Origin of the sequence: Janthinobacterium sp. HH102 (assembly GCF_001758625.2) — a bacterium.
Taxonomy (GTDB): domain Bacteria; phylum Pseudomonadota; class Gammaproteobacteria; order Burkholderiales; family Burkholderiaceae_D; genus Janthinobacterium.
On record NZ_CP062062.1, the window covers coordinates 59656 to 81739 of the forward strand.

17 protein-coding genes and 4 tRNA genes are annotated in these 22084 nt (G+C 61.8%); 11 read left to right on the top strand and 10 right to left on the bottom strand.

The window, feature by feature from the left end; translation table 11 throughout:
* The first annotated feature begins 266 nt into the window (after nucleotides 1-266).
* Nucleotides 267-1280: a D-2-hydroxyacid dehydrogenase family protein gene (locus JAB4_RS00250; RefSeq protein WP_070224807.1), complete on the top strand. Its 1014-nt coding sequence runs from the start codon at nucleotides 267-269 to the stop codon at nucleotides 1278-1280.
* Here the strand turns inward: JAB4_RS00250 and JAB4_RS00255 are convergent.
* Nucleotides 1268-2041: an L-asparaginase gene (locus JAB4_RS00255; RefSeq protein WP_070224808.1), complete on the bottom strand. Its 774-nt coding sequence runs from the start codon at nucleotides 2039-2041 to the stop codon at nucleotides 1268-1270. The two genes, JAB4_RS00250 and JAB4_RS00255, sit on opposite strands and share 13 nt — an antisense overlap.
* Nucleotides 2042-2219: 178 nt before the next feature.
* Between JAB4_RS00255 and JAB4_RS00260 the strand changes: the two genes are divergently transcribed.
* Nucleotides 2220-2705, top strand: coding sequence for an asparaginase domain-containing protein (locus JAB4_RS00260; protein WP_070224809.1), 486 nt, complete (start codon nucleotides 2220-2222; stop codon nucleotides 2703-2705).
* A 524-nt stretch (nucleotides 2706-3229) separates the two neighbouring features.
* Entirely contained in the window at nucleotides 3230-5953 is a 2724-nt protein-coding gene (locus JAB4_RS00265; protein ID WP_070224810.1) for a TonB-dependent receptor, read from the top strand.
* Between the two features lie 136 nt (nucleotides 5954-6089).
* Here JAB4_RS00265 and JAB4_RS00270 read toward each other — a convergent pair whose 3' ends face one another.
* Together JAB4_RS00270 and dinB are read right to left on the bottom strand one after the other, a co-directional pair.
* Nucleotides 6090-6986 (bottom strand): recombination-associated protein RdgC, encoded by an 897-nt coding sequence (locus JAB4_RS00270; RefSeq protein WP_034754435.1) that lies wholly within the window; start codon nucleotides 6984-6986, stop codon nucleotides 6090-6092.
* 118 nt (nucleotides 6987-7104) lie between these two features.
* A complete protein-coding gene (gene dinB / locus JAB4_RS00275; RefSeq protein WP_265334697.1) occupies nucleotides 7105-8280 on the bottom strand; it encodes a DNA polymerase IV in 1176 nt (391 codons plus the stop codon).
* Nucleotides 8281-8421: 141 nt separating this feature from the next.
* On the opposite strand from dinB, the gene JAB4_RS00280 reads away from it, so the two are divergent.
* The 8 genes from JAB4_RS00280 to JAB4_RS00315 all read left to right on the top strand — a co-directional run bounded on the left by JAB4_RS00280 (nucleotide 8422) and on the right by JAB4_RS00315 (nucleotide 13643).
* Nucleotides 8422-10560 (top strand): S9 family peptidase, encoded by a 2139-nt coding sequence (locus JAB4_RS00280; RefSeq protein WP_070224812.1) that lies wholly within the window; start codon nucleotides 8422-8424, stop codon nucleotides 10558-10560.
* Between the two features lie 99 nt (nucleotides 10561-10659).
* A tRNA-Val gene (locus JAB4_RS00285) sits at nucleotides 10660-10735 on the top strand.
* Between the two features lie 54 nt (nucleotides 10736-10789).
* Nucleotides 10790-10866 (top strand) — tRNA-Asp (locus tag JAB4_RS00290).
* 215 nt (nucleotides 10867-11081) lie between these two features.
* Nucleotides 11082-11157, top strand: a tRNA-Val gene (locus tag JAB4_RS00295).
* A gap of 57 nt (nucleotides 11158-11214) precedes the next feature.
* Nucleotides 11215-11291: transfer RNA gene (locus tag JAB4_RS00300), tRNA-Asp, on the top strand.
* Between the two features lie 156 nt (nucleotides 11292-11447).
* Nucleotides 11448-12545 (top strand): hypothetical protein, encoded by a 1098-nt coding sequence (locus JAB4_RS00305; protein ID WP_227742069.1) that lies wholly within the window; start codon nucleotides 11448-11450, stop codon nucleotides 12543-12545.
* Nucleotides 12536-13162: an ATP-binding cassette domain-containing protein gene (locus tag JAB4_RS00310; protein WP_070219444.1), complete on the top strand. Its 627-nt coding sequence runs from the start codon at nucleotides 12536-12538 to the stop codon at nucleotides 13160-13162. The genes JAB4_RS00305 and JAB4_RS00310 overlap by 10 nt, the downstream gene beginning before the upstream one ends.
* Before the next feature lie 133 nt (nucleotides 13163-13295).
* Nucleotides 13296-13643: a CzcE family metal-binding protein gene (locus tag JAB4_RS00315; protein ID WP_070219445.1), complete on the top strand. Its 348-nt coding sequence runs from the start codon at nucleotides 13296-13298 to the stop codon at nucleotides 13641-13643.
* A gap of 68 nt (nucleotides 13644-13711) precedes the next feature.
* Here the strand turns inward: JAB4_RS00315 and ahpF are convergent, their stop codons facing one another.
* The 7 genes from ahpF to JAB4_RS00350 all read right to left on the bottom strand — a co-directional run bounded on the left by ahpF (nucleotide 13712) and on the right by JAB4_RS00350 (nucleotide 22084).
* The gene (gene ahpF / locus JAB4_RS00320; protein ID WP_070219446.1) at nucleotides 13712-15307 is read right to left on the bottom strand and encodes an alkyl hydroperoxide reductase subunit F; all 1596 of its coding nucleotides are present in this window, start codon (nucleotides 15305-15307) and stop codon (nucleotides 13712-13714) included.
* A gap of 98 nt (nucleotides 15308-15405) precedes the next feature.
* Nucleotides 15406-15969, bottom strand: a complete 564-nt coding sequence (ahpC, locus tag JAB4_RS00325; protein WP_070219447.1) for an alkyl hydroperoxide reductase subunit C — start codon at nucleotides 15967-15969, stop codon at nucleotides 15406-15408.
* A 194-nt stretch (nucleotides 15970-16163) separates the two neighbouring features.
* Nucleotides 16164-16562, bottom strand: a complete 399-nt coding sequence (locus tag JAB4_RS00330) for a DUF3597 domain-containing protein (protein ID WP_070219448.1) — start codon at nucleotides 16560-16562, stop codon at nucleotides 16164-16166.
* A gap of 168 nt (nucleotides 16563-16730) precedes the next feature.
* Nucleotides 16731-19574, bottom strand: coding sequence for an EAL domain-containing protein (locus tag JAB4_RS00335; protein WP_070219449.1), 2844 nt, complete (start codon nucleotides 19572-19574; stop codon nucleotides 16731-16733).
* A gap of 134 nt (nucleotides 19575-19708) precedes the next feature.
* Complete coding sequence (rbsD, locus tag JAB4_RS00340; RefSeq protein ID WP_070219450.1) at nucleotides 19709-20101, bottom strand: D-ribose pyranase; 393 nt, start codon at nucleotides 20099-20101, stop codon at nucleotides 19709-19711.
* A gap of 13 nt (nucleotides 20102-20114) precedes the next feature.
* Entirely contained in the window at nucleotides 20115-21029 is a 915-nt protein-coding gene (gene rbsK, locus JAB4_RS00345; RefSeq protein WP_070219451.1) for a ribokinase, read from the bottom strand.
* Nucleotides 21026-22084 (bottom strand): LacI family DNA-binding transcriptional regulator, encoded by a 1059-nt coding sequence (locus tag JAB4_RS00350; protein ID WP_070219452.1) that lies wholly within the window; start codon nucleotides 22082-22084, stop codon nucleotides 21026-21028. Before JAB4_RS00350 ends, rbsK begins: the two co-directional genes overlap by 4 nt.

The window sequence follows — 22084 nt, forward strand, 5'->3', positions numbered from 1 at the left end:
TGTTCACGCGGGCAGGGCTCTGGTGTCGTGTCCGCCGCGGCGTTCGCGCCAGCGGCATTTACCTGGATCATGCTCCCGGGCTGCAGGAACAGTTTGCGCTATCACTATAATCACGAAGCTTCAAAAGTGCCGGCGATTGTACACCCGCGTAACGGCTATTCTCGCAAAAATGTAGGAGAATAGCTTGACTAATGTAGTAGGCTATTCAGCATTTCCCGTATCCTGTTATTTCCCTACCAAATCCTTACTAAAATCGGCCATCCACCATGAAAATTGCCATACTCGATGATTACCAGGATGCCGTGCGCGGCCTCGATTGTTTCAAATTGCTCGACGGCCACGAGGTCAAAGTGTTCAGCAATACGGCGCGGGGCCTGGGCCAGCTGGCGATCCGCCTGGCGCCGTTCGACGCGCTGGTGCTGATCCGCGAACGCAGCAGTTTCAACCGTGCCTTGCTGTCGAAACTGCCGAACCTGAAACTGATTTCGCAAACGGGCAAGGTCAGCGGACACATCGATGTGGCGGCCGCCACCGAGCTGGGCATCGCCATCGCGGAAGGCATCGGCTCGCCCACGGCGCCGGCCGAACTGACGTGGGCGCTGATCATGGCGGCGCAGCGCAAGATCGTGCCGTACGCGCAACATTTGCAGGAGGGGCTGTGGCAGACGTCGTCGCTGGAGCCAAAGCACAACACGCTCGGTACGGTATTGAAAGGGCGCACCCTGGCGATCTGGGGCTACGGCAAGATCGGCCAATTGATCGCCGGCTATGGCCGCGCCTTCGGCATGACCATCCTCGTGTGGGGCAGCGAAGCGAGCCGCGCAGCGGCCGTGGCGGCCGGTGATACGGCGGCGGTCTCGCGCGAGGCGTTCTTCGAGCAGGCCGACGTGCTGAGCTTGCATCTGCGCCTGTCCGACAAGACACGCGGCCTGGTCACAAGCGAGGATCTGGCGCGCATGAAGCCGACGTCCCTGTTCGTCAACACCAGCCGCGCCGAACTGGTGGCCGATGGCGCACTGGAAGCGGCGCTGCCACAGGGGCATCCGGGCGCCGCCGCGCTCGACGTGTTTACGGACGAGCCGCTACCGCCAGGCTCGCCGCTACTGCTGCTGCCGAACGTGCTGGCCACGCCACACCTGGGCTACGTCGAGCGTGACAGCTATGAGCTGTATTTCCGCTACGCCTTGCAAAACATCGTCGATTTTACGCAGCATCAATGCACGCGCCTGCTCAATCCCGAAGCATTGCAGCATGCGCGCCAAGCCCCTCAAGAGCGCTGAAAGCCCTTGATCAGGTCGGGCTCGCCCGTGATGCGGATGGCGGGCGCGGACAGCACGTGCCGGCCGCGCCACAGGCCGGTCCAGCCGGGCGGCCAGGCGATGTCAGGTCCACTGTACGGCGCCACGCCGGCGCGCACGGCGACCACCGGCACGGGCGGCATGTCTTGCAAGGGCTCGCCTGGCGCGCGCTGCATGTCCAGGCTGTACATATAATCGGGTAATAAAGCGTCGCAGACGCGGCCGAACCAGTCGCTATGGTCGTCGTCGCGCCCCAGCGCCTGTGCCAGGCCTTGCGGATCGAAACGGGCCAGGGCATCGATCAACTCGCCAGTGGAAGCGCCGGGAGAGTCTCCCCAGCCCATCACGGGATTGACGTTGTAATCGGCGCCCGAGCCATACCAGCCTTCGCGCCAGGGACGCTGCATCCAGTCGCGCGGCCCCGTAAACAAATGCCAGCGCCAGTGCAGCCCGGATGGCTTGGGCCAGGAATACAGATACAGTTTTTGATAGCCGGCCTGGTGCAGTGCGCGCACCATGGCCATCAGGCGCGCATGCGGCATGCGGTCGGGCGGCGCGCGGCGAAAGAGGATCGCTTCGCCATCGGCAAACTGCACGTCGTCGGTCGACAGGTTCAGGTCCAGGGTCCGCGCTTCGCTGCCGAAACGGGCGGCGATCCAGCCCGTCAGCAAATTGACGGACGTGATCACCCCGTAACCGCGGTGGCGGTGAAAAATGACGGTGCCGGGAGCGAGCGCTTTCATACGGAGTCGGGGGTGGCTGGCAAACAAAGAAACCAGTGTACTCACAGATGGCCAAATTTTCCAGATGCGGCGCATGCGCAGGCGGCAAGCACGCCGTCCCATCCGCAGCGTCATTCACGCAAGGGCGGCAATCCACGATATCATGCGCGTCATTCTCCACTGACATCGTGACCACATCATGACATTGCGCATACTCGCCACCGGCGGCACTTTCGACAAGCACTACAACGAATTGAACGGTACCCTGGGCTTTTCCGACAGTCATTTGCCGGCAGCGATTGCCCGCGCGCGCATGACGGCGCCCGTGGCGCTGGAGCAATTGCCACTGCTGGACTCGCTCGATATGCAGGATGCGGACCGCCAGCGCGTGCTCGCCTCGTGCCGCGCGGCACAGGAAAAAGCCATCGTCATCATCCACGGCACCGACACCATGCGCGAAACGGCGCAAGTGCTGGGCGCGGCGAACCTGCACCAAACGGTCATTTTGACGGGCGCCATGATTCCCTACGAAATCGACAACTCCGATGCCCTGTTCAACCTGGGCTTTGCGTGCGGCGTGGCGCAAACCTTGCCAGCCGGCGTCTACGTGGCCATGAATGGCCAGATATTTGCATGGGACAATGTGCAAAAGAACCGCGCCGCCGGGGTGTTCCAGCCCTTGTAAGCGATGGCACAGGACAGGGGGCAACAAGCAGACCAGCAAACGGCCTGACCGACACTCTGTCACAATTCGACCCGCCCGCTTTCAGCGGGCTTTTTTTACATTTTTTTATGCTGCATAAATTCTGCAATACAACATTTTTCATCTAATTATTGCTGGTAAAACATCGAATTGCCAATACAATAATTTTATGTTGCAAAAAAACGCCATTGATCATTTTTAAAAACGCAGATATTTATAAATATAAAATCTATATTTAACATTTAAATCAAATATTCTTCAGTATCTCGAATTTATTGCCAAATCCGACACGGTTGAGGTGCATTTTTTCTTGCTGAGACGACATAATGTTTGCCTCGACAAGTCAAAAGTGCATTTATAACAATATTGCGCTAAGTAGTCTTCCACCTCCCACCGACGTGGTTCCGCCTACCGTACACGAGCACCGCTGGGCATCTACCCGATGACCAGAACGGTGCTCGTGTACTGCTTGTCGTTATTAAAACTACTACGGAGTAATTGTTACAATGGCATTTAAAGAAAAGATTGGCGTACGCAGCGTACGCCTGGCCCTGACCGTCCTGGCAGGCAGCGTTTTGTTCTCCGGCCAATCCATGGCGGACGAAGCAATTCAAAAAGTTGAAATTACCGGTTCGAGCATCAAGCGTATCGCTGTCGAAGGCGCCTTGCCTGTACAGCGCCTGTCGCAAGAAGCGATCGCCAAATCGGGCGCCACTTCGGTTGCCGACCTGATTCAGGCCCTGCCGGCGATGCAAGGCTTCACCATCGGCGCCGTCGCCGCCGGTTCCGACTCGGGCGGCAATACCAGTGCTTCGCTGCACGGTATCGGCGAAACCTACACCCTGGTGCTGTTGAACGGCCGCCGCATCGCGCCACAAGGTTCCGGCACCACGGTCAACCTGAACGCCATTCCGATGAGCGCCGTTGAACGCGTCGAAATCCTGACCGACGGCGCTTCGGCCCTGTACGGCTCGGACGCCATCGCCGGCGTACTGAACTTCATCCTGAAGAAAAATCAGCAAGGCGCCACCCTGGAAGCCACCTACGGCGGTCCGGAAGACAAGGGCGGCAACGCCTGGAACACCAGCGTCACCTACGGTTTCGGCGACCTGGACGAAGACCGTTTCAACGTGCTGTTGTCGTACCGCCATGACGAGCAATCGAAACTGCGCGCCACCGACCGCACGTTCGCCGCTACCTCGTATGTGCCATTCAGCCGCAACGGCAATAACTACATCTGGGACCGCACCAGCACATCGGCTTCGCCAGCAGGCGCCACGGTTGCCTACAAGAGCGGTGCGCCATCGACCGCGTTTTCGCCTTACCTGGCTAAAAATGGCAATTGCCCTGAAGGTTTCGACGTCACCACCGCCAATGCACGCGCTTGCGGCTTCGACACGGGTTCCACCGTGGAAATCGTACCGCAATCGAAACGCGACAGCCTGTTCTCCAAAGCGACGTACAAGCTGAACGACAACCTGAATGCATTCGCCGAACTGGCCTACTCGCGCTACGACCTGACGGCGCGTATCGCCGCCAATCCGATCCCGATCGCAATCGCCAAGGACAGCGCGCTGTACAACACCTATGTGTCGCCCTACCTGACGCCAGCGCAACGTGCCGACGTCAAATCCGTGACGGCCAACTACCGCAGCACCGACTTCGGCCTGCGTGCCAGCAACACCATCACCGAAACCAAACACATGGTCGTCGGTGTGGAAGGCGAACTGGGCGCGTGGAACTTCGAAAGCGGCCTGACCTGGTCGCAAAACTCGATCGACGAGCGCTACACGGGCGGTTACCAGAAGAGCCAGGAATTCAAAAATATCCTGGCCAATCCGGACTTCAATCCTTTTGCTGCGACACAAAAGCCATCCGTGCAAGCACAGGTCGCTGGCGCGCAATTCGTCGGCTCCGTGCGCACCGCATCAACCACCATGCGCGGCATCGACACGCACGGCTCGCGTGAATTGTTCAGCCTGCCAGGCGGCAAGGCCAGCCTCGGTATCGGCGGCGACTACCGCACCTATACGTATGAGCAATCGCCAGGCGCCACCGGCGACGACATCTACAGCTTCAACACCAAGCCAGCCTACGACATGAGCCGCGACACCTACGGCGCCTTCGTCGAGTTGCTGGCACCGCTGACCAAGTCGTTCGAAATGACCGTCGGCGGCCGTTACGATGCCGTCAAAGCGATCGATGACAAGCTGAACAACAAAACTGTCGGCAAAAAAGACAGCGCCAATACCTACAAGGTATCGGCACGCTGGCAGCCGGTACAGACCGTGCTGATCCGCGGTTCCTACGGCACGGGCTTCAAGGCGCCAAGCATGCTGGACATCGCTCAGCCACTGGTCAACGCCGGCTTTACCGCCAAGAAATTTGACTGCCCATACCCAGGTAACGCACTGTGCCGCGCGGAAGCAACGCAATACAACGCGGTATCGCAAGGCAACCCGGATCTGCAATCGGAAAAATCGAAGCAGTTCACCCTGGGCTTCCGTGTCGAGCCTAGCTCGGCATTCTCGTTCGGCGCCGACCTGTGGGATGTGAAATTGCGCAATGCCGTGTCGGAAGTATCCGAAGAGCAAGCATTTGCCGATCCGGTCAAGTATGCATCGAGCTTCGGTGAATACATCGAACCATCGACCGGCATCGCTTACTACGCGTTCAAGAAACTGTCGGTCAACATCGGCAAGAAGGAATACCGTGGTATCGACTGGGATCTGTCCGCCAACCACAAGTTTTCTTTCGGCAAGCTGACCGCCCAATTGAGCGGTACGCACATGTTGCACGCCAACTACACCAAAGCCGGTAGCGACAATGTGTTCACCAGCAACATGAACTTCTTCGGCGACACCAACGAAGTCACGTTCCGCAACCTGATGAAGCTGACGACGACCCTGGACACGGGCCGCCTGAGCAACACGGTCACGGTCAACTACCGTAACGGCTACACCGATGCTCCCGCTACCGTGTACAACCTGGCGACCCAAAAAGAAGAGAAAAACTTCCGCCTGCAAGTACCGTCGTACACGACGTTCGACTGGCAAGCACGTTTCGCCTTTGACAAGCAAACCACGATCCGCGCAGGCATCAAAAACCTGTTCGACCGTGCACCGCCGCTGTCGCTGCGCGCTTCGTCGGGCCACCAGATCGGTTTCGACCCACGCTACGCCGATCCGATGATGCGTTCGTTCTACGTCACCGGCAACTACAAGTTCTAATTTGACGTGTTGAATTAGCTTGTCTGAAAAGCGCCTTGCACTTCACCGTGCAAGGCGCTTTTTTTTATGCACCCACAAATTGCACAGGCGAAAAAAAAGGAGCCGCAGCTCCTTTTTCGTACCAGCATGACGGCTGTTACGCCGTCGCTTCGCCGCCCAAGGCTTCGACCACGTCGGCCATCAGCTTGGAGAGCTCGCCCGTCATCAGCATCACGTCGCCGTCGAAACGCTCTTCGTCGTTCTTCGTGCTCGATTCCGTTTCCTTGATCACGTCGAGCGGCTTGACGCTCTTGATGGCCAAGGACTCCGTTAGCACGAACGAGATCTTGTCGTTCCACGTCATGGCCAGGCGCGTGCACTGCTTGCCGGCCGCGATGTGGCGGCGCACATCGTCCGCTTCCAGGGTGTGGCGCACGTAGCGCACGGTGGCCTTGCTCTCGCCCGTGGCGCGCAATTCCGTATCCATGTCGACCGTGAAGCCGGCCGGCGCGTCGTCCGCCTGCAGCCACTCCGTCATCACCGCCACGGGCGAGCGCTGCACGCGCAGGCTTTCCAGCGGCAGTTTATCGACGGCTTTCAGCAGCAGCTTGATGACTTCATCGGCTTTCGCCGGGCTGGCGGCATCGACCACCAGCCAGCCATTGACGGGGTCGATCCACGTCCAGACGTTGCTGCGGATGCTGAAGGCGCGCGGCAGCAGTTCGTCGGCCACGCGTTCCTTCAATTCCTTCATGGCTTTCTTGCCAGGCGCAAAGCCTTGCGCTTCTTCCATCTCGGCGGCGCGGGCCTTGGCCACCTGGTTGATGACGGTGGCTGGCAGCAGTTTCTTTTCCGTGCCCAGCAAGATCAGCATTTGCTTGTTGACCACGTGGACCAGGCCGCCGTTCGGGCGTGGCGTATCCCAGCCCTGGCGCATCAGATCCATGCTGGTCGCCGGCGTAAATTTGTTCGAGGACAAGGCCTCTTCCAGTTGTTCTGGCGTGTAAGCCCACGGTGCGGGCAGGCGGTAAATCTGAAGATTCTTGAACCACATAATTTTTGTCTTCCGTTTGTTTCAGTAGTGCCAGGGGAACGCCATTCTACACTTTCGACACGGGAATGCCGTCAAAAGCGCGGACTGGCGCGGTGTTGTTGATGCATGGGGAATGCCGCTACAGGGCGGGAAACAGCTCCGCCTGGGCTGGCGCCTGCCGCGTCATGACGGCCGGATCGGACAAGGTCGAGATGCGCACGCCCAGCAGGCGGATTTTCTTGTCAAATGGCACGCGCCGCAAGCAATCGCGGCTGGCGCGCAGGATGGCGGCGGCGTCCGCCGTGGCACTGGGCAGGGTGATGTCGCGCGTGACCGTGCTGAAATCCTCGAAGCGCAGCTTGATGCCCACCGTGCGCCCCGCCAGCGACTGCTTGTCGAGGTCGCCCGCCACGCGCGTGCACAGGCTTTCCAGCTTTTCCGACAGCGTGGCGCGGTCGCGCACCACCTGCAAGTCGCGCTCGAACGTCGTTTCGCGGCTGACGGACTTGGTTTCCCGGCTCGTCTGCACGGGCCGCTCGTCGATGCCCAGCGCCGCCTGGCGCAGCCAGCCCGTGTACAGGTCGCCGAACTGCGTGCGCAGCATGGCCATGTCGGCCCGCGCCAGCTCGCCGATAGTGATGATGCCCAAGGCTTCCAGCTTGGCCGTCGCCTTCGGGCCGATGCCGTTGATCTTTTTCGCCGGCAAGGGCCAGACCCGCGTTTCCACATCCTCGGGCGACAAAATGGTCAGGCCGTCGGGCTTTTCCAGATCGGAACAGATTTTTGCCAGCAATTTGTTCGGCGCCAGGCCGATCGAGCACGACAGGCCCGTCGCCTCGAACACGGCCGCCTTCAGGCGCGCCGCGATGGCCGGCGCCTGCTCGCCATGTTCCGTCAGGTCGACATAGATTTCATCGATGCCCACGTTCTGGATGATGGGGCACAGCTGTGCCACTGCCTGCTTGAAGCGGGCCGAATACTCGCGGTAAGCCTCGAAATCGGCCGGCAGCAGGATGCTGTCGGGCGCCAGTTTCGCCGCCTTCATGATGCCCATGGCGGAAAACACGCCAAACTTGCGCGCCGCATAGGTCGACGTGGTGACGACGCCGCGCCCCACGTAGTCGCGCATGCGCGCGAATTGCCGCGTGCCGTCTTCCTGCAACAGGGGTTGCTGCAAGCGCCCGCCGCCGATGACGACGGCTTCGCCGCGCAATTCCGGATATTTCAACAGTTCCACGGAGGCGAAAAAGGCATCCATGTCCAGATGGGCTATCCAGCGGCGCGGTTCAGGCAATGTAGGGGCAGATGTGGTCAAGGACACCTCGCGGCGGGATACTGTAGTTATATACAGTATCGCTGGAAATGCCCATGGATGCAAGTTGAAACGCACGCGCTCCGCAGTTGCTTTTCTCAATAGCAAGATTACAATCCTGACACGACTATAAAAGGAGTTGCCTTGTCTACAGCACATCAAGCTTTGCGCCGCCTGGCCGTCTGCTCATCCATCCTGCTGTCCACGCTGGCGCCATCCGCGCAGGCCGCCGACGCCACCGCGCCGGTCGCCGCCAAGACGGCCTGGCAGGAAACGCGCCACGGCACCGTGGTTACGGACGACTACCGCTGGCTGCAAAAGAAGACCGATCCTGCCGTGATCGACTACCTGAATGCGGAAAACGCCTATACGGCGGCCGTCACGGCCCCGATCCAGCCGCTGGCCGACAAGCTGACTGCGGAAATCAAGGGACGCATGCAGGAAGTGGACCTGTCCGTGCCTGCGCGCCAGGGCAATTTCTACTATTACACGCGCACGGAAGCGGGCAAGCAATATCCAATTCACTGCCGCCGCCCCGTCGGCGCCAGCGGCGCCTACGATGCGCAGGCGCTTGAAGAAATCTTGCTGGATCAGAATCAATTGGCCGAAGGCCACAAATTTTTTGCCGTGCGCGCGTTTGCCATCAGCCCGAATGAACAGTTGCTGGCCTACACCACCGACACGACGGGTTTCCGCCAGTACGCGCTGCATGTCAAGGATTTGAAGACGGGCAAGTTGCTGGGCGACAGCATGCCGCGCGTCACATCCCTGGCCTGGGCGGCCGACAACGCCACCCTGATGCTGACGCAGGAAGACGCCACCACCAAGCGCGCTGACCGCTTGTTCCGCCTGGCCTTGGGCGGCATGCCGCAGCAGGTCTATCACGAGCCGGTAGAGCAATTCGCCATCGGCGTGAGCCGCACGCGCGACCAGCGCTACTTTGTGCTCACGGCGCGCAGCACGGATACGAGCGAAGTGCTGCTGTTGCCAACGAACAAGCCGCAAGGCAGTTTCCAGAGCGTGCTGAAACGCGAAAAAGGCCACCGCTACGTCGTCGAACACCGCGACGGCCAGCTGTACATCCTGACCAACAAGGATGCGAAGAATTTCCGCGTCGTCAGCGCGCCATTGAGCACCCCGCAGCCGAAACACTGGAAACCCGTCGTGCCGCACAACAAGGATGCCGTGATCCAGTCCATCGACGTCTTCCAGGGCTATCTGGTGGTGATGGAAAAGGCGCGCGCCCTGAACCGCGCGCGCATCCTTGATTTTGCGCAAAAGAACTGGAAAACCGTGCAGTTCGACGACCCCGTCTATCTGGCCACGTCCGTCGGCACACCCGAGTTTTCGGCCACGCAATTTCGCATGTCCTACCAGTCGCCCGTCACGCCGCCCACCATCATCGATGTCGGCATGAAGGATGGCCAGCGCACGGTGCTGAAGCAGCAGGAAATCGTCGGCGGCTTTGACGGCAGCCGCTACACGACGCAGCGTCTGTGGGTGACAGCGCGCGACGGCGTGCAAGTGCCGCTGTGGGTCGTCTACAAGAAGGGCGTCAAGCTCGACGGTTCCGCGCCGCTGCTGCTGTACTCGTACGGCTCGTATGGCATCTCGACGGAAGCCACTTTTTCCATCAGCCGCATCAGCCTGCTGGAACGCGGTGTCATCTATGCGCAAGCGCATATCCGCGGCGGCACCGACATGGGCGAAGCGTGGCATGAAGACGGCATGCTGATGAAGAAGAAAAACACCTTCCATGACTTCATTGACAGCGCCGACTACCTGGTGCGCGAAAAATGGACCAGCCCGAACCGCCTGATCATCCAGGGCGGCAGCGCCGGCGGCTTGCTGATAGGCGCCGTCGTCAACATGCGTCCCGAGCTGTTCCACGCCGTGCACGCGGCCGTACCATTCGTCGACGTGATGAACACCATGATGGACGCCAGCCTGCCCCTGACGACGGGCGAATACCTGGAATGGGGCGACCCGAACCAGAAGGCGGCCTACGACTACATGCTCAGCTACTCGCCCTACGACAACATCGCGCGCAAGAATTATCCCGCCATGCTGGTGACGACGGGCCTGAACGACAGCCAGGTCATGTACTGGGAACCGGCAAAATACGTGGCCAAGCTGCGCGCGTATAAAACGGACGGCAATCCATTGCTGCTGAAAACGAATATGGGCGCCGGCCACGGCGGCGCGTCGGGCCGCTACAACGCGATTGCCGAAAACGCCTTCAACATGGCCTGGATGCTGTCGCAGTGGAACATCACGCAATAATGTGAAAAAAGCGCTTGCAGAAGGATTTTAGCCATCCTATAATAGCGCCTCTTCCAGACGTGGTGACAAACGTCGGGATGGTTTTCTGAGACAAGCAACGGGTGCTTAGCTCAGTTGGTAGAGCGGCGCCCTTACAAGGCGTAGGTCGGGAGTTCGAGCCTCTCAGCACCCACCAAATCAGAAAACTGTCCAGTGCTTCATGGATCAGCAACACAGATCATACGAGCTTGGAGTGGTAGTTCAGTTGGTTAGAATACCGGCCTGTCACGTCGGGGGTCGCGGGTTCGAGTCCCGTCCGCTCCGCCAATAAAAGAAAAGCCCTTTGGTTCTCTGAACCGAAGGGCTTTTCCCATTTCAGCGCCGAAAACACGCCCGGGCTTCCCCGCATGAATATTTTTGCGCTTTTCAGCAAAAAAACCGCTTTTATCGCCAAGAATAGTTGCACAAGCGGCAGAGCGCCCCCTATAATAGTGCCTCTTCCAGACGTGGTGACAAACGTCGGGATAGTTTTCTGGGTATGCGGGTGCTTAGCTCAGTTGGTAGAGCGGCGCCCTTACAAGGCGTAGGTCGGGAGTTCGAGCCTCTCAGCACCCACCACCAATACAGAAAATTATCCAGTGCTTCATGGATCAGCAACACAGATCATACGAGCTTGGAGTGGTAGTTCAGTTGGTTAGAATACCGGCCTGTCACGTCGGGGGTCGCGGGTTCGAGTCCCGTCCGCTCCGCCAATAAAAGAAAAGCCCTTTGGTTCCTGGAACCGAAGGGCTTTTCCCATTCTGGGGTCAGATCCACAACACCGTCAACCCCAACGCTGACTTGTCCGGGGGTCTGACCCCGGCTGTTAGAATCAGCGCTACCCTGACTCCGCCCCTGCCCGCATGCGCTTGCCCCGTAGTACTCCTCCCTATATCGCCCTGCGGCTGCGCCTGGCCCATCATGCTTTGCTGCAATTTGCCGCCAGCCTGACGAGTTCCATGGAAATCTTCTTTTTCCTGGCCGGTCCCGTCCTGCTGGGCTTGCTCAGCGTCATCGCCCTGCCCAGCTTTCTCGCCGCGAGCCAGCCCTGGCCCGCCGCACTGAGTATCATCGTCACGCAGACGGTCCTCACTTGCCTGCCCGCCTGGCTGCTGCGCAAACGGCTGCTGCCGGCAAGTACCGCCGTCTGGCTGCGCCAGCTCCCCTTGCCGCCGCGCCTGCGCTGGCAAGCCGATATCGCCGTCGCCGGCCTGCTGATGCTGCCGCTGGGCCTTGCGTATGCCGTCTCGGCCGGCATCTGGCTGCTGCAGTCGCCGCCGTGGCTGCGCCCCATTGCGGCGCCCGGCATTGCCGCCACCGTCGGTGCCTGGCTGCTGGCCTGGCTGCTGACGACGCTCATCGTGGCGCAACGCCTGCGCGCGCCGCGCCCCGCACAAAGGGCGCGCCCGCCCACGATGACGGCCTATGTGCCGCAACGGCCCCGCTGGCCTACCCTGTTCCTGTGGCGCCAGCTGTTCTGGCTGCCGTTCTGGCGCAATGAGAATGTGATCGGCCTGCAGCAAAGCGTCTTGCTGGCCACGGCGGGCGCCAGCATGCTGGCCTGGCTGCTGCGCGCGCCCCTGCTGCCCGCGCCGCTGCTCGGTTTGCTGGCCAGCGCCAGCCTGGTCATTGTGACGGACCGGGGCGACAAGGCCGTGCGCGAGCAGATCGCCGTGCTGCGCCCAGCGCTGAACGCCTGGCCGCTGGCCAGCGCGCCCTTGCTGCGCCTGGCCTGCGCGGCCAGCCTGCTGCCCGCCTTCGCCGTGCTGCTGGCCGGTGCTGTCTTGCTGTACGCCACCGATCCCGCCGCCTTGCAACAGCGCGTCACCAGCGTGTATGCGCTCACCGCCAGTGTAGCCCTGCTGGCCATCGTCGGCCTGCCCCGCCTGACGGCGCGCGGCAGGGTCGCCCTCGTCGTCCTGTCCATCCTTGCCTTGAGCGCCATCGGAAGCGAATTATGGAATTGAACCTGCCTTCTCCCGTGCTGTATATCGAGCACCTCGATTTTCACTTCCCCACGCACAGCGTGTTCCAGGGGTTCAACCAGCAATTCGGCCCCGGCGTCACCTGGCTGCGCGGCGCGAACGGCGCCGGCAAGACGACCTTGCTGAAGCTGGCGGGCGGCGCCCTGCTGCCCGCGCGCGGCGCCATCCGCCTGAACGATATCGACAGCGGCTTCATGCCGCTGGCCTACCGCGCCCGGGCCTTCTATTGCGGCGGCGATGCGCCCGCCCTGCCCTGGCTGCAAGTGCACGAGTTTCTCGACCTGCACCTGGCCCTGTACCCGGGCAGCGACCAGGCCCTGCTGAACGACGAGCTGAGCGCGTTTTCCCTGCTGCAGACCTTACAGCAAAGCATCAACGCCCTGTCCCTGGGCCAGCATAAAAAACTGCAACTGGCCCTGGCCCTGGCCTTGCCCGTGCGCCTGCTGCTGATCGACGAACCGTTCAACGGCCTCGACGCGGCCGCCATGGCGTACTTGCGCCAGCGACTGGCCGACCCGGCCCGCCTGGCGCGCCAGTGCATCGTGCTGACCAGCCATCTGGCGCCGGACGTGCCGCTGGCGGCGACGGTGGAAATATAGACAGGAAATACAGCTTTTCAGATCGGCAAGAACCGCTTAGGATGCCGTGTTGCAAAAACCGGCGATCCCGGTGCAGCCACGACAACAACACGGCACGGTTATTCACCGCGCCCGGCTTATTCTTGGAGAAATCATGTTGAACATCCACCGCAGCGCCCTGGCCATCCTGTGCGCCGCTATCACCACCTGCACCTCTTCGGCCCTCGCCGCCGGCCCCACGGGCACGGCCGCCGACTATGGCAGCAGCGCCCCGCACGCCGCCGCCCAGCGCAGCATCGAACTGCAGCCCGACACGCGCCACATCAACGTCACGCACGGCGAAACCGTCACCATCGCGCGCGCCGGCCAGCGTTTTACGTGGCACGTGCAAACTTTTAACCATCAAACGACATTCGCCCTGAGCGACATCGCGCCGAAGGACATGGCCGTCGATGGCGTGCAGGTGTATGTCGCCGCCAACCCGCTGTACACAGGCAGCTAAGTTTCCTCTACGCATAAAAAAACCGGAAGGGCCTCGCGGCCGTTCCGGTTTTTTTTCAGCGTGAAGAGTTACGCCGTCAGCGCTTCTTTCGCGGCGGACTCGTCGACCACTTCCTCGTCATCCGAGCGGATCAGGTGGTCAAAGGCGGACAGGGCTGCCTTGGCGCCTTCGCCGGTGGCGATGATGATCTGCTTGTACGGCACCGTGGTGACGTCGCCGGCCGCGAACACGCCGGGGATCGAGGTCTGGCCGCGGGCATCGACTTCGATTTCGCCGTGGCGCGACAGGGCGACCGTGCCTTTGAGCCACTCCGTGTTCGGCACCAGGCCGATTTGCACGAAGACGCCTTCCAGCTCGACCTTGTTCGACGCACCGCTGATACGGTCCGTGTAGCTGAGGCCATTGACGATCTTGCCGTCGCCGTGGATTTCGGTGGTTTGCGCCGAGGTGATCACGGTCACGTTGGGCAGGCTGTGCAGCTTGCGCTGGAGCACCGCATCGGCGCGCAGTTCCGCGCCGAACTCGATCAGGGTCACGTGTTTCACGAGGCCGGCCAGGTCGATCGCCGCTTCCACGCCCGAGTTGCCGCCGCCGATCACGGCCACGCGCTTGCCCTTGAACAAGGGACCATCGCAGTGCGGGCAGTAGGCGACACCGTGGTTGCGGTATTCCTTCTCGCCCGGGACATTGATTTCGCGCCAGCGGGCGCCGGTGGCCAGGATGACGGTCTTGGCTTTCAGCACGGCGCCATTCGCCGTTTCAATCTCGATCAGCTTGCCTGGAGTCAATTTCGCGGCGCGCTGCGTGTTCATGATATCGACGTCGTATTCCTTGACGTGCTGTTCCAGCGCCACGGCGAACTTCGGACCATCGGTTTCCTTGACGGAAATAAAATTCTCGATCGCCAGGGTATCGAGCACCTGGCCGCCGAAACGCTCGGCCAGCACGCCCGTGTTGATGCCCTTGCGGGCCGCGTAGATCGCCGCTGCCGCGCCGGCTGGGCCGCCGCCAACGATCAGCACGTCAAACACGTCTTTCTTGCTCAACGCTGCCGCCTGGCGGGCGCCGGCATTGGTGTCGAGCTTGGCGAGGATTTCCTCGACATTCGTGCGTCCCTGGCCGAAATGCTGGCCATTGAGGAACATCATCGGCACGGCCATGATCTGGCGTTCTTCCACTTCTTGCGGGAACACGCCGCCATCGATGGTGGTGACCTTGATGCGCGGGTTGATCACGGCCATGGCATTCAAGGCCTGCACCACTTCCGGGCAGTTATGGCAGGAGAGCGAAATAAACGTTTCAAACTCGTAATCGCCGTCGAGGTTGCGGATCTGCTCGATCACGGCATCGTCGAACTTGATGGTGTGGCCGCCCACTTGCAGCAGCGCCAGCACCAGCGAGGTAAATTCGTGGCCCAGCGGCACACCGGCGAAACGCACGCCGATGTCGGAGCCGGTACGGTTGATGCTGAACGACGGAACCCGTACGCCAGCGTCAAGGCGCTCGACCAGCGTGATCTTGTCGCTCAACAGGACTATCTCCTGGAGCAATTCCTTCATCTCGCGGGCTTTTGCGCTGTCATCGAGAGAAGCGACCAGCTCAAGCGGATACACCACTTTTTCCAGGTAGGATTTCAGTTGGGTTTTGAGGGTTGCATCTAACATGATTTTTTCTTCCTTTACAAATATTTAGGCGAATGCCGGGCCGGACGCCCGGTCCGGCATCGCGGTAACTACTTGTTTGCTACGTCGTGCATCGAGACTTAGATCTTGCCGACCAGGTCCAGCGATGGGGTCAGCGTTGCGGCGCCTTCCGTCCATTTTGCCGGGCACACTTCGCCTGGGTGGTTCGCCACGTACTGGGCGGCTTTAACTTTGCGCAACAGTTCCGATGCGTCACGGCCGATGCCGTTGTCATGCACTTCCAGCACTTTGATGAAGCCGTCCGGATTGATGACGAAGGTGCCGCGCAGTGCCAGGCCTTCTTCTTCGATCATGACTTCGAAGTTGCGCGACAGGGCGCCGGTCGGGTCGCCGATCAGTGCGTATTGCACTTTCTTGATGGCGTCCGAAGTGTCGTGCCAGGCTTTGTGCGCGAAGTGGGTATCGGTCGAGATGCCGTAGACATCGACGCCCAGCTTCTGGAACTCGGCGTGGTGATCGGCCAGATCTTCCAGTTCGGTTGGGCAAACGAAGGTGAAGTCGGCTGGGTAGAAGACGAATACCGACCACTTGCCTTTCAGCGACGCTTCCGTCAGGTCGACGAATTTGCCATTGTGGTATGCGGTTGCCTTGAATGGTTTAACTTGGGTATTGATCAGCGACATGTCATTTCCTCTCGTGTGGTGAATCAGTAAGACTCTAGTGTAAGGGGTTTTAACCCATATTCAAAATTGATTGTCACAATAGTTTCAATTGGTTTTAGCTATCATGACGCCATGGGAACTCCATGATAGGCAGTTCCCACGGGATTGGATAGCGGTGACAGTGGATACCCCTGCCGCCGCCAGGTGTTTCATTCCTAGTTCTTTAACTCTTCTGGTACCTTGCCGCCGTTTTCCGCCAGCTTGATCATCACCTGGCGGTGCAGCCAGATATTCATGCTGGCCGAATCGTTGGTGTCGCCCGTGAAGTGCAGCTCTTGCGCCAGTTCCTTGCGCGCGGCCAGGCTGCTGTCGAGTTGAAGCAGTTTCATCAGGTCGACGATGGACGTGCGCCAATTGAGTTTTTCCGCGTTCTTGCTGGCCAGGTCGACCAGCACCACTTCCACGTCGACGACCGGCACGGCGGCGGCCGGTGCAGGCGCTGCCGCCGGTGCGGCTGCCGCTGGCGCTTCGGTAGCGGCGGCTGGCGTAGCTGCCGGGGCAGCGTCGGATGAATGGTGGAAGATTTTGTTATAGATATTGCTGAAAATGCCCATGAGGTCACCTCGAGTTGAGTGAATGGAAGAAGGTTTGCCTGCGCACCAGGTCCAGGACCCGTGACAGCAATGCCGGGCGCAGGCGCCAGCCCGTCGAGTATAAGCCCGTTCGGGCCGGGAGCCCCGTCCCGCAGGCTTGCGTGAAATCTGGTGGCGGACGCGCCCGTTTCAAGGATGCAAAGGCCGCCGGGCGTGCAGCAGCGCGTCGAACGCGTCGATGGCCAGCGGCGGCGCAAACAGCTCGCCTTGCGCAAAATCGCAACCGATGTCCAGCAGCAGCGCGCGCTGCTCTTCGGTCTCCACCCCTTCGGCGATGACTTGCAAACCCAGCTTGTGGGCCATGGTGACGATGGCTTCGCACAGCACCAGTTCGCTGGCCCCGGGCGCCAGCTTGCGCACCAGCACGCCGTCGAGCTTCAGGTAATCGATGCCGCACTGCTGCAATTGCGTCAGCGAGGCATGGCCGCTGCCAAAGTCGTCGAGGGCGATCTGCAAGCCCGCCTCGCGCAAGTGCTGCAGGCGTGGCGCCATGCTATTGCCGCTAGGTAAAAGTACATCTTCGCGCATGTCGAGCACGATGGCCGAAGGCGGCACATCGAGCGCCAGCAGTTGGCGCAGCCAGGTGCCGGGCGCCTCGACTTCGCGCTGCAATTCCAGCGACGACTGGTTCAGGCACAGCTGCAGCCCCGGCAAGCCGATGGCCTGGCCCTGGGCACGCCAGCTCCGCAGCTGCGCCGCCGCCGTGCGCAGCACCCAGTCGCCGATCTCCACGATCAAGCCGCTGCTCTCGGCCAGCGCCAGGAAATCGGGCGGGCACACGACGCCCCGCTGCGGATGCTGCCAGCGCAGCAAGGCTTCCACTTTGGCAAGTTTGCCGCTATGCAGCTCGACGATGGGCTGGTAATACAGCTGCATCTGCTGTTCGTGCAGGGCCGCGCGCAAGTCCGCCCCCATGCGCATGCGGTTGACGGCCGCCACCTGCATGGCCGGCGTGAAATAACTGTAGCGGTTGCGCCCCGCGCCTTTCGAGACATACATGGCCTGGTCCGCCTGCTTGAGCAATTCCTCGATCGTGCCCGCGTCGTCCGGATACAGGGTGATGCCGATCGAGGCCGAGACGAAGGCCTGTTCCTGTCCCAGCAGGAACGGCGCCAGCAAGCCGTCGAGGATTTGCCGCGCGATGCGGTCGACTTGCTGCAAATCATCGATATCGGACAGGATCACCGTGAATTCATCGCCGCCCAGGCGCGCCACCGTGTCCGTCTCGCGCACGCCCACGCGGATGCGCCGCGCCGCTTCGATCAGCAAGATATCGCCCTGGTGGTGGCCGAGGGTGTCGTTGACTTCCTTGAAATGGTCGAGGTCGATGAACAGGATGGCCACGCGGCTCGCGTCGCGCCGGGCCTGGGCCAGCGCCAGGCGCAGGCGCTCGTGGAACATGCGGCGGTTCGGCAATTGCGTCAAGGTATCGAAATTGGCTTGCTGCCAGATCAGCGCTTCCGTTTGCCGCTTGTCCGTCACGTCTTCCAGCATGCACAGGTGGTGCGGGCCGCCATGGCGCGCCGTGGCGATGGCCGTCACCGAGGCGTCGACCCACACCACGCCGCCATCGGGACGCACGATGCGCTTGGCGTGGCGAAAACCCTGCATGCGCCGCGCCAGCAGCTGCGCCACGTGCGCCTGCTCGCCCGCCACGTCGTCGGGATGGCTGATTTCCATCCAGCTCGTCTGCTTCATGTGCTCCAGCGTGCGCCCGGCGATGGCCAGATAGCGCGGATTGATATCCAGAAACTGTCCGCTCACGGTATCGATCAGGGCGATGCCCATGGGCGCCTGCTCGAACATGGTGCGAAAGCGCAATTCCCCTTGCCGGATGGTGTCCTCGGTGCGGCGGCGCTCACGCGCCAGATTGCTGAAATGAAAGGCGGCCGACACGGCCAACAGGCTGCCCGCCACGCCCAGCGACAGGTACAGCCAGCCCAGGTCCGCGCCTGGCACGGGGCGATACAAAAAACCCTGGTAGGCGCGGCTGTCCGTGGCATTGCGCGGCAGCACGCCCATGGCGGCATACGTATCGGCGATATGCTGCCAGCGCTGGGGATTCATGTAGCCCGGCTCCACCAGCGTAGGCTGCAGCAGTAAATCCATTTGCTGCGCCTCGTACAGCAGGTGCGCGCGGTCGTGGCGCTGGCTGTATTTGACATGGATCAATTGCGCCATTTCCTCGCGGTGCGCCATCGCGTATTGCCAGCCGCGCAGGCTGGCCGCGCGAAACGCTTTCACGCGCTCGGGATGGCGGCGCAGTTCGTGCTCGCTGGTAAACAGGTTGTCGCCGTAGAAATCGATGCCGGCCGTGCGCGGCGTAAACTGGTAATAGGGAAAGCCCGCCCGGTCCAGATAGTCCGGTTCGTTGGTGGAATACGCGGCAATCGCATCGACTTTGCCCTCGATCAAATCCTCGACCCGGTAGCTGGGCGGCAAGTGGCGCATCTGCTGCGGCGCGACGCCCATTTTCCGCAGGAATAGCGACACTTCATCGGATGCAGACGCCACGTCGGTGGGCGCGCCTATCATCACGGGCGCCCCCGCCAGCTTGCGCACGTCGGGCGCGCCGCCTTGCTGGCGCATCAGCAGCACGCTGGGCGAATGCTGGAACACCACGGCCAGCGCCACCACGGGTTTACCTGCCAGGCGGCTGAGCAACAAGGTGCTGTTGCCCACGCCATATTCGGCCTGGCCCGCCAGCACGGCCGCCTCGGCGCGCGGCGCGCCGCTGCCTTCGAGCAGCGTCACGTCGAGGCCCGCCTCGCGGTAATAGCCTTGCTCGATGGCCGCGTAATAGCCGGCGAACTGGAACTGGTGCGTGAAATTGAGCTGCAGGGAGACGGGTTCCAGCGCCCGGGCTTGTGTGGCCAGGCACAGCAGCAGGAAGAACAGGCCGCGCCAGCCGCGCGCCAGCCTGCCGGCGAGCGGCAAGACAAAGCGGAAAGCATCGGGGGCTTTCATCGGCATGGCGGAACACCACAGGAAGCTGCCGAGCTGGCAGGGGTAAGGCTATTGTAGCCGCCCCTTTTGCCATTGGATAATTATTTCAGTGAGAACAATAGCGTTGATGTTTTTGGCAAACAATGTCGCCATTATTTGCACTAGAACACGACGCCGGCGACCAAAATGATGTTGGCATACGGACTGCACTCGCCAGTACGCACGATGGCGCGCGCGCCCTTGCTCAATTGCTTGAACTCCTCGTGCGTCACCTGGCGCGCATCGGGCAGGGACAAGGCCGCCACCTGGGCCGCCATGGCCGGATTATGCTGCGGCAGTTCGCTGGCGAGCAAATGGTATTCCACCTGCATTTCAGTCAATACCGTATTGACGGTATCGATGAAGCCGGGAATGCCGCGCGTCAGGGCCAGGTCGATCAGGGGCACGCCCGGCTGCGACGGCAAGCCCGCGTCGCCGATGACGAGCATGTCGCCATGGCCGAGCGACGCAATCATTTGCGACAGCGCAATATTGAGCAACGGTGATTTTTTCATGGGCGTGGTGTCGTTAGAACAGCTCGTGCAAGTGGGGGATCGAGGTTTGCGCGCCGGGCTTGGTGACGCTCCAGGCAGCCGCGCGCTGGCCTTGTTGAATCGCTTCCGCCTCGTCCATGCCGGACGCCAGGCCCGCCACAAAACCGCCAATGAAGGTGTCGCCGGCGGCCGTCGTGTCGACCGCTTGCACCGCTTCGGCCGGAAAGGTGTAATCGCCGCCATACAGGGCCGCGTGCACGCCCTTGGAACCCAAGGTGATGATGACGTTGTCGCTGCCCAGCTTTTGCAGCGCGGCCGCCAGCGCTTGGGCATCGGCGCCTTCCGGGCTGACGCCGGCCAGCATGGCCGCTTCGATTTCATTCGGAATCAGGTAGTCGACCAGTTCCAGCACGCCTTGCGGCAAGCTGGCCGCCGGGGCCGGGGCCGGGTTCAGCACCACGGTCTTGCCCAAGGAGCGGGCCAGTTTAATCGCGTGCACGACGGTGTCCATCGGCGTTTCCAGCTGCAGCACGACGATGTCGGCCTGCTCGATCAGCTCTTTGGCCGCGTCGATATGCGCGGGGCTGAGCAGATCGTTGGCGCCGCCGGCGATCACGATGCTGTTCTGGCCGTTGTCGTCGACGAGGATCGAGGCGATGCCGGACGCCACGCCGGGCAAGGTGGTGACGTGGCTGTCGATGATGCCGTCGCCCACGAGGGCCGCGCGCAACGTCGCGCCGAAGGCGTCGTCGCCCACGCAGCCGACCATGGCCACTTGCTGGGCGCCCGCCACCTTGCCGCTCAGGCGCGCGCAGGCCACGGCCTGGTTGGCGCCCTTGCCGCCAGGAATAGTTCTAAACGCGCCGCCCGTCAGGGTTTCGCCGGGGAGGGGCATGCGCGGCACGCGCAAGACCAGGTCCATATTGATGCTGCCGATAACCACGATCATGATGTCATTCCCATCAGTTCAGTTGCAGGAGAAGAAGTAGGTACAGCAGAAGGTACGGTGGCGGCCACGCTGGAGCCGCGCACGTGCAGCTCGGGGGCGATGCTGCGCTGCTGGCGCGGCAAGGCGGGGTCGGCGATGCGCGCCAGCAGACAGGCCGCCGTGATGTGGCCCAGCTCGCGCGTATTTTGCGCCACGCTGCTCAAGGCCGGATGCACGAAGCTGGCCAGGTCGATATCGTCGAAACCGACGACGGCCAGTTCCGCCGGCACGGCAATGCCACGCTCGGCGGCGGCGCGCAGGGCGCCAAAGGCCATCAAATCATTGCAGCAGAACAGGGCGTCGGGGCGCTGGCCTGGCGGCAGCGCCAGCAAGTCCAGCGCGGCCGCATAGCCGCCCGCGCTCGTGAAATCGCTGTGGCGGCACAGGGCGTCGGCCAGGACCACGCCCGCGTCCGCCATGGCGCTGCGCGCGCCGGCGATGCGCTCATTGGAAATGCTCACTTCGCGGGGACCGGCGATGCAGGCAAGGCGCCGGCGCCCCAGCTCCAGCAAATGGCGCGCGGCCAGGGCTCCGCCGGCGCGGTTGTCGACGGCTACCGCATCGATGGCCAAGTCGCTGGGCGCGCGGTCGAGCAGCACGGCCGGCACTTTCATCTTGCGCAGCAATTCGCCATCGCTGTCGGCCAGAGCGGACAAAATCAGGCCGTCGCAGCGCTTGGTCAAGAGCACGTTCAGGTAGTCGCGCTGCTTGGCGGGATCGTCATCGGAATTGCACAAAATCACGCTGTACCCGGCCGCATAGCAGCTGTCCTCGATGCCGCGCGCCACTTCCGAGAAATACGGGTTCGTATTGTTCGGAATGATCAGGCCGATGGTGCCCGTGCTGCGGCTGCGCAAGGAGCGCGCCAGCGCGCTGGGCACGTAATGCAGTGCCTCCGCCGCCGCCAGCACAGCGCGGCGCGCCTCGTCGCTGACGGGGCGGGTATTGTTGAGGACGTGCGAGACGGTGGTAAACGACACCCCCGCCGCCTGCGCCACTTGCTTGATGGTTGCCAT

What these genes read in the sequence shown, in the direction of transcription:
- JAB4_RS00270 (WP_034754435.1), bottom strand. Translation starts at nt 6,986, where the DNA reads ATGTGGTTCAAGAATCTTCAGATTTACCGCCTGCCCGCACCGTGGGCT.
- JAB4_RS00350 (WP_070219452.1), bottom strand. Translation starts at nt 22,084, where the DNA reads ATGGCAACCATCAAGCAAGTGGCGCAGGCGGCGGGGGTGTCGTTTACC.
- ahpF (WP_070219446.1), bottom strand. Translation starts at nt 15,307, where the DNA reads ATGTTAGATGCAACCCTCAAAACCCAACTGAAATCCTACCTGGAAAAA.
- rbsD (WP_070219450.1), bottom strand. Translation starts at nt 20,101, where the DNA reads ATGAAAAAATCACCGTTGCTCAATATTGCGCTGTCGCAAATGATTGCG.
- JAB4_RS00315 (WP_070219445.1), top strand. Translation starts at nt 13,296, where the DNA reads ATGTTGAACATCCACCGCAGCGCCCTGGCCATCCTGTGCGCCGCTATC.
- JAB4_RS00255 (WP_070224808.1), bottom strand. Translation starts at nt 2,041, where the DNA reads ATGAAAGCGCTCGCTCCCGGCACCGTCATTTTTCACCGCCACCGCGGT.
- JAB4_RS00260 (WP_070224809.1), top strand. Translation starts at nt 2,220, where the DNA reads ATGACATTGCGCATACTCGCCACCGGCGGCACTTTCGACAAGCACTAC.
- JAB4_RS00265 (WP_070224810.1), top strand. Translation starts at nt 3,230, where the DNA reads ATGGCATTTAAAGAAAAGATTGGCGTACGCAGCGTACGCCTGGCCCTG.
- JAB4_RS00330 (WP_070219448.1), bottom strand. Translation starts at nt 16,562, where the DNA reads ATGGGCATTTTCAGCAATATCTATAACAAAATCTTCCACCATTCATCC.
- JAB4_RS00250 (WP_070224807.1), top strand. Translation starts at nt 267, where the DNA reads ATGAAAATTGCCATACTCGATGATTACCAGGATGCCGTGCGCGGCCTC.
- ahpC (WP_070219447.1), bottom strand. Translation starts at nt 15,969, where the DNA reads ATGTCGCTGATCAATACCCAAGTTAAACCATTCAAGGCAACCGCATAC.
- JAB4_RS00310 (WP_070219444.1), top strand. Translation starts at nt 12,536, where the DNA reads ATGGAATTGAACCTGCCTTCTCCCGTGCTGTATATCGAGCACCTCGAT.
- JAB4_RS00335 (WP_070219449.1), bottom strand. Translation starts at nt 19,574, where the DNA reads ATGCCGATGAAAGCCCCCGATGCTTTCCGCTTTGTCTTGCCGCTCGCC.
- rbsK (WP_070219451.1), bottom strand. Translation starts at nt 21,029, where the DNA reads ATGATCGTGGTTATCGGCAGCATCAATATGGACCTGGTCTTGCGCGTG.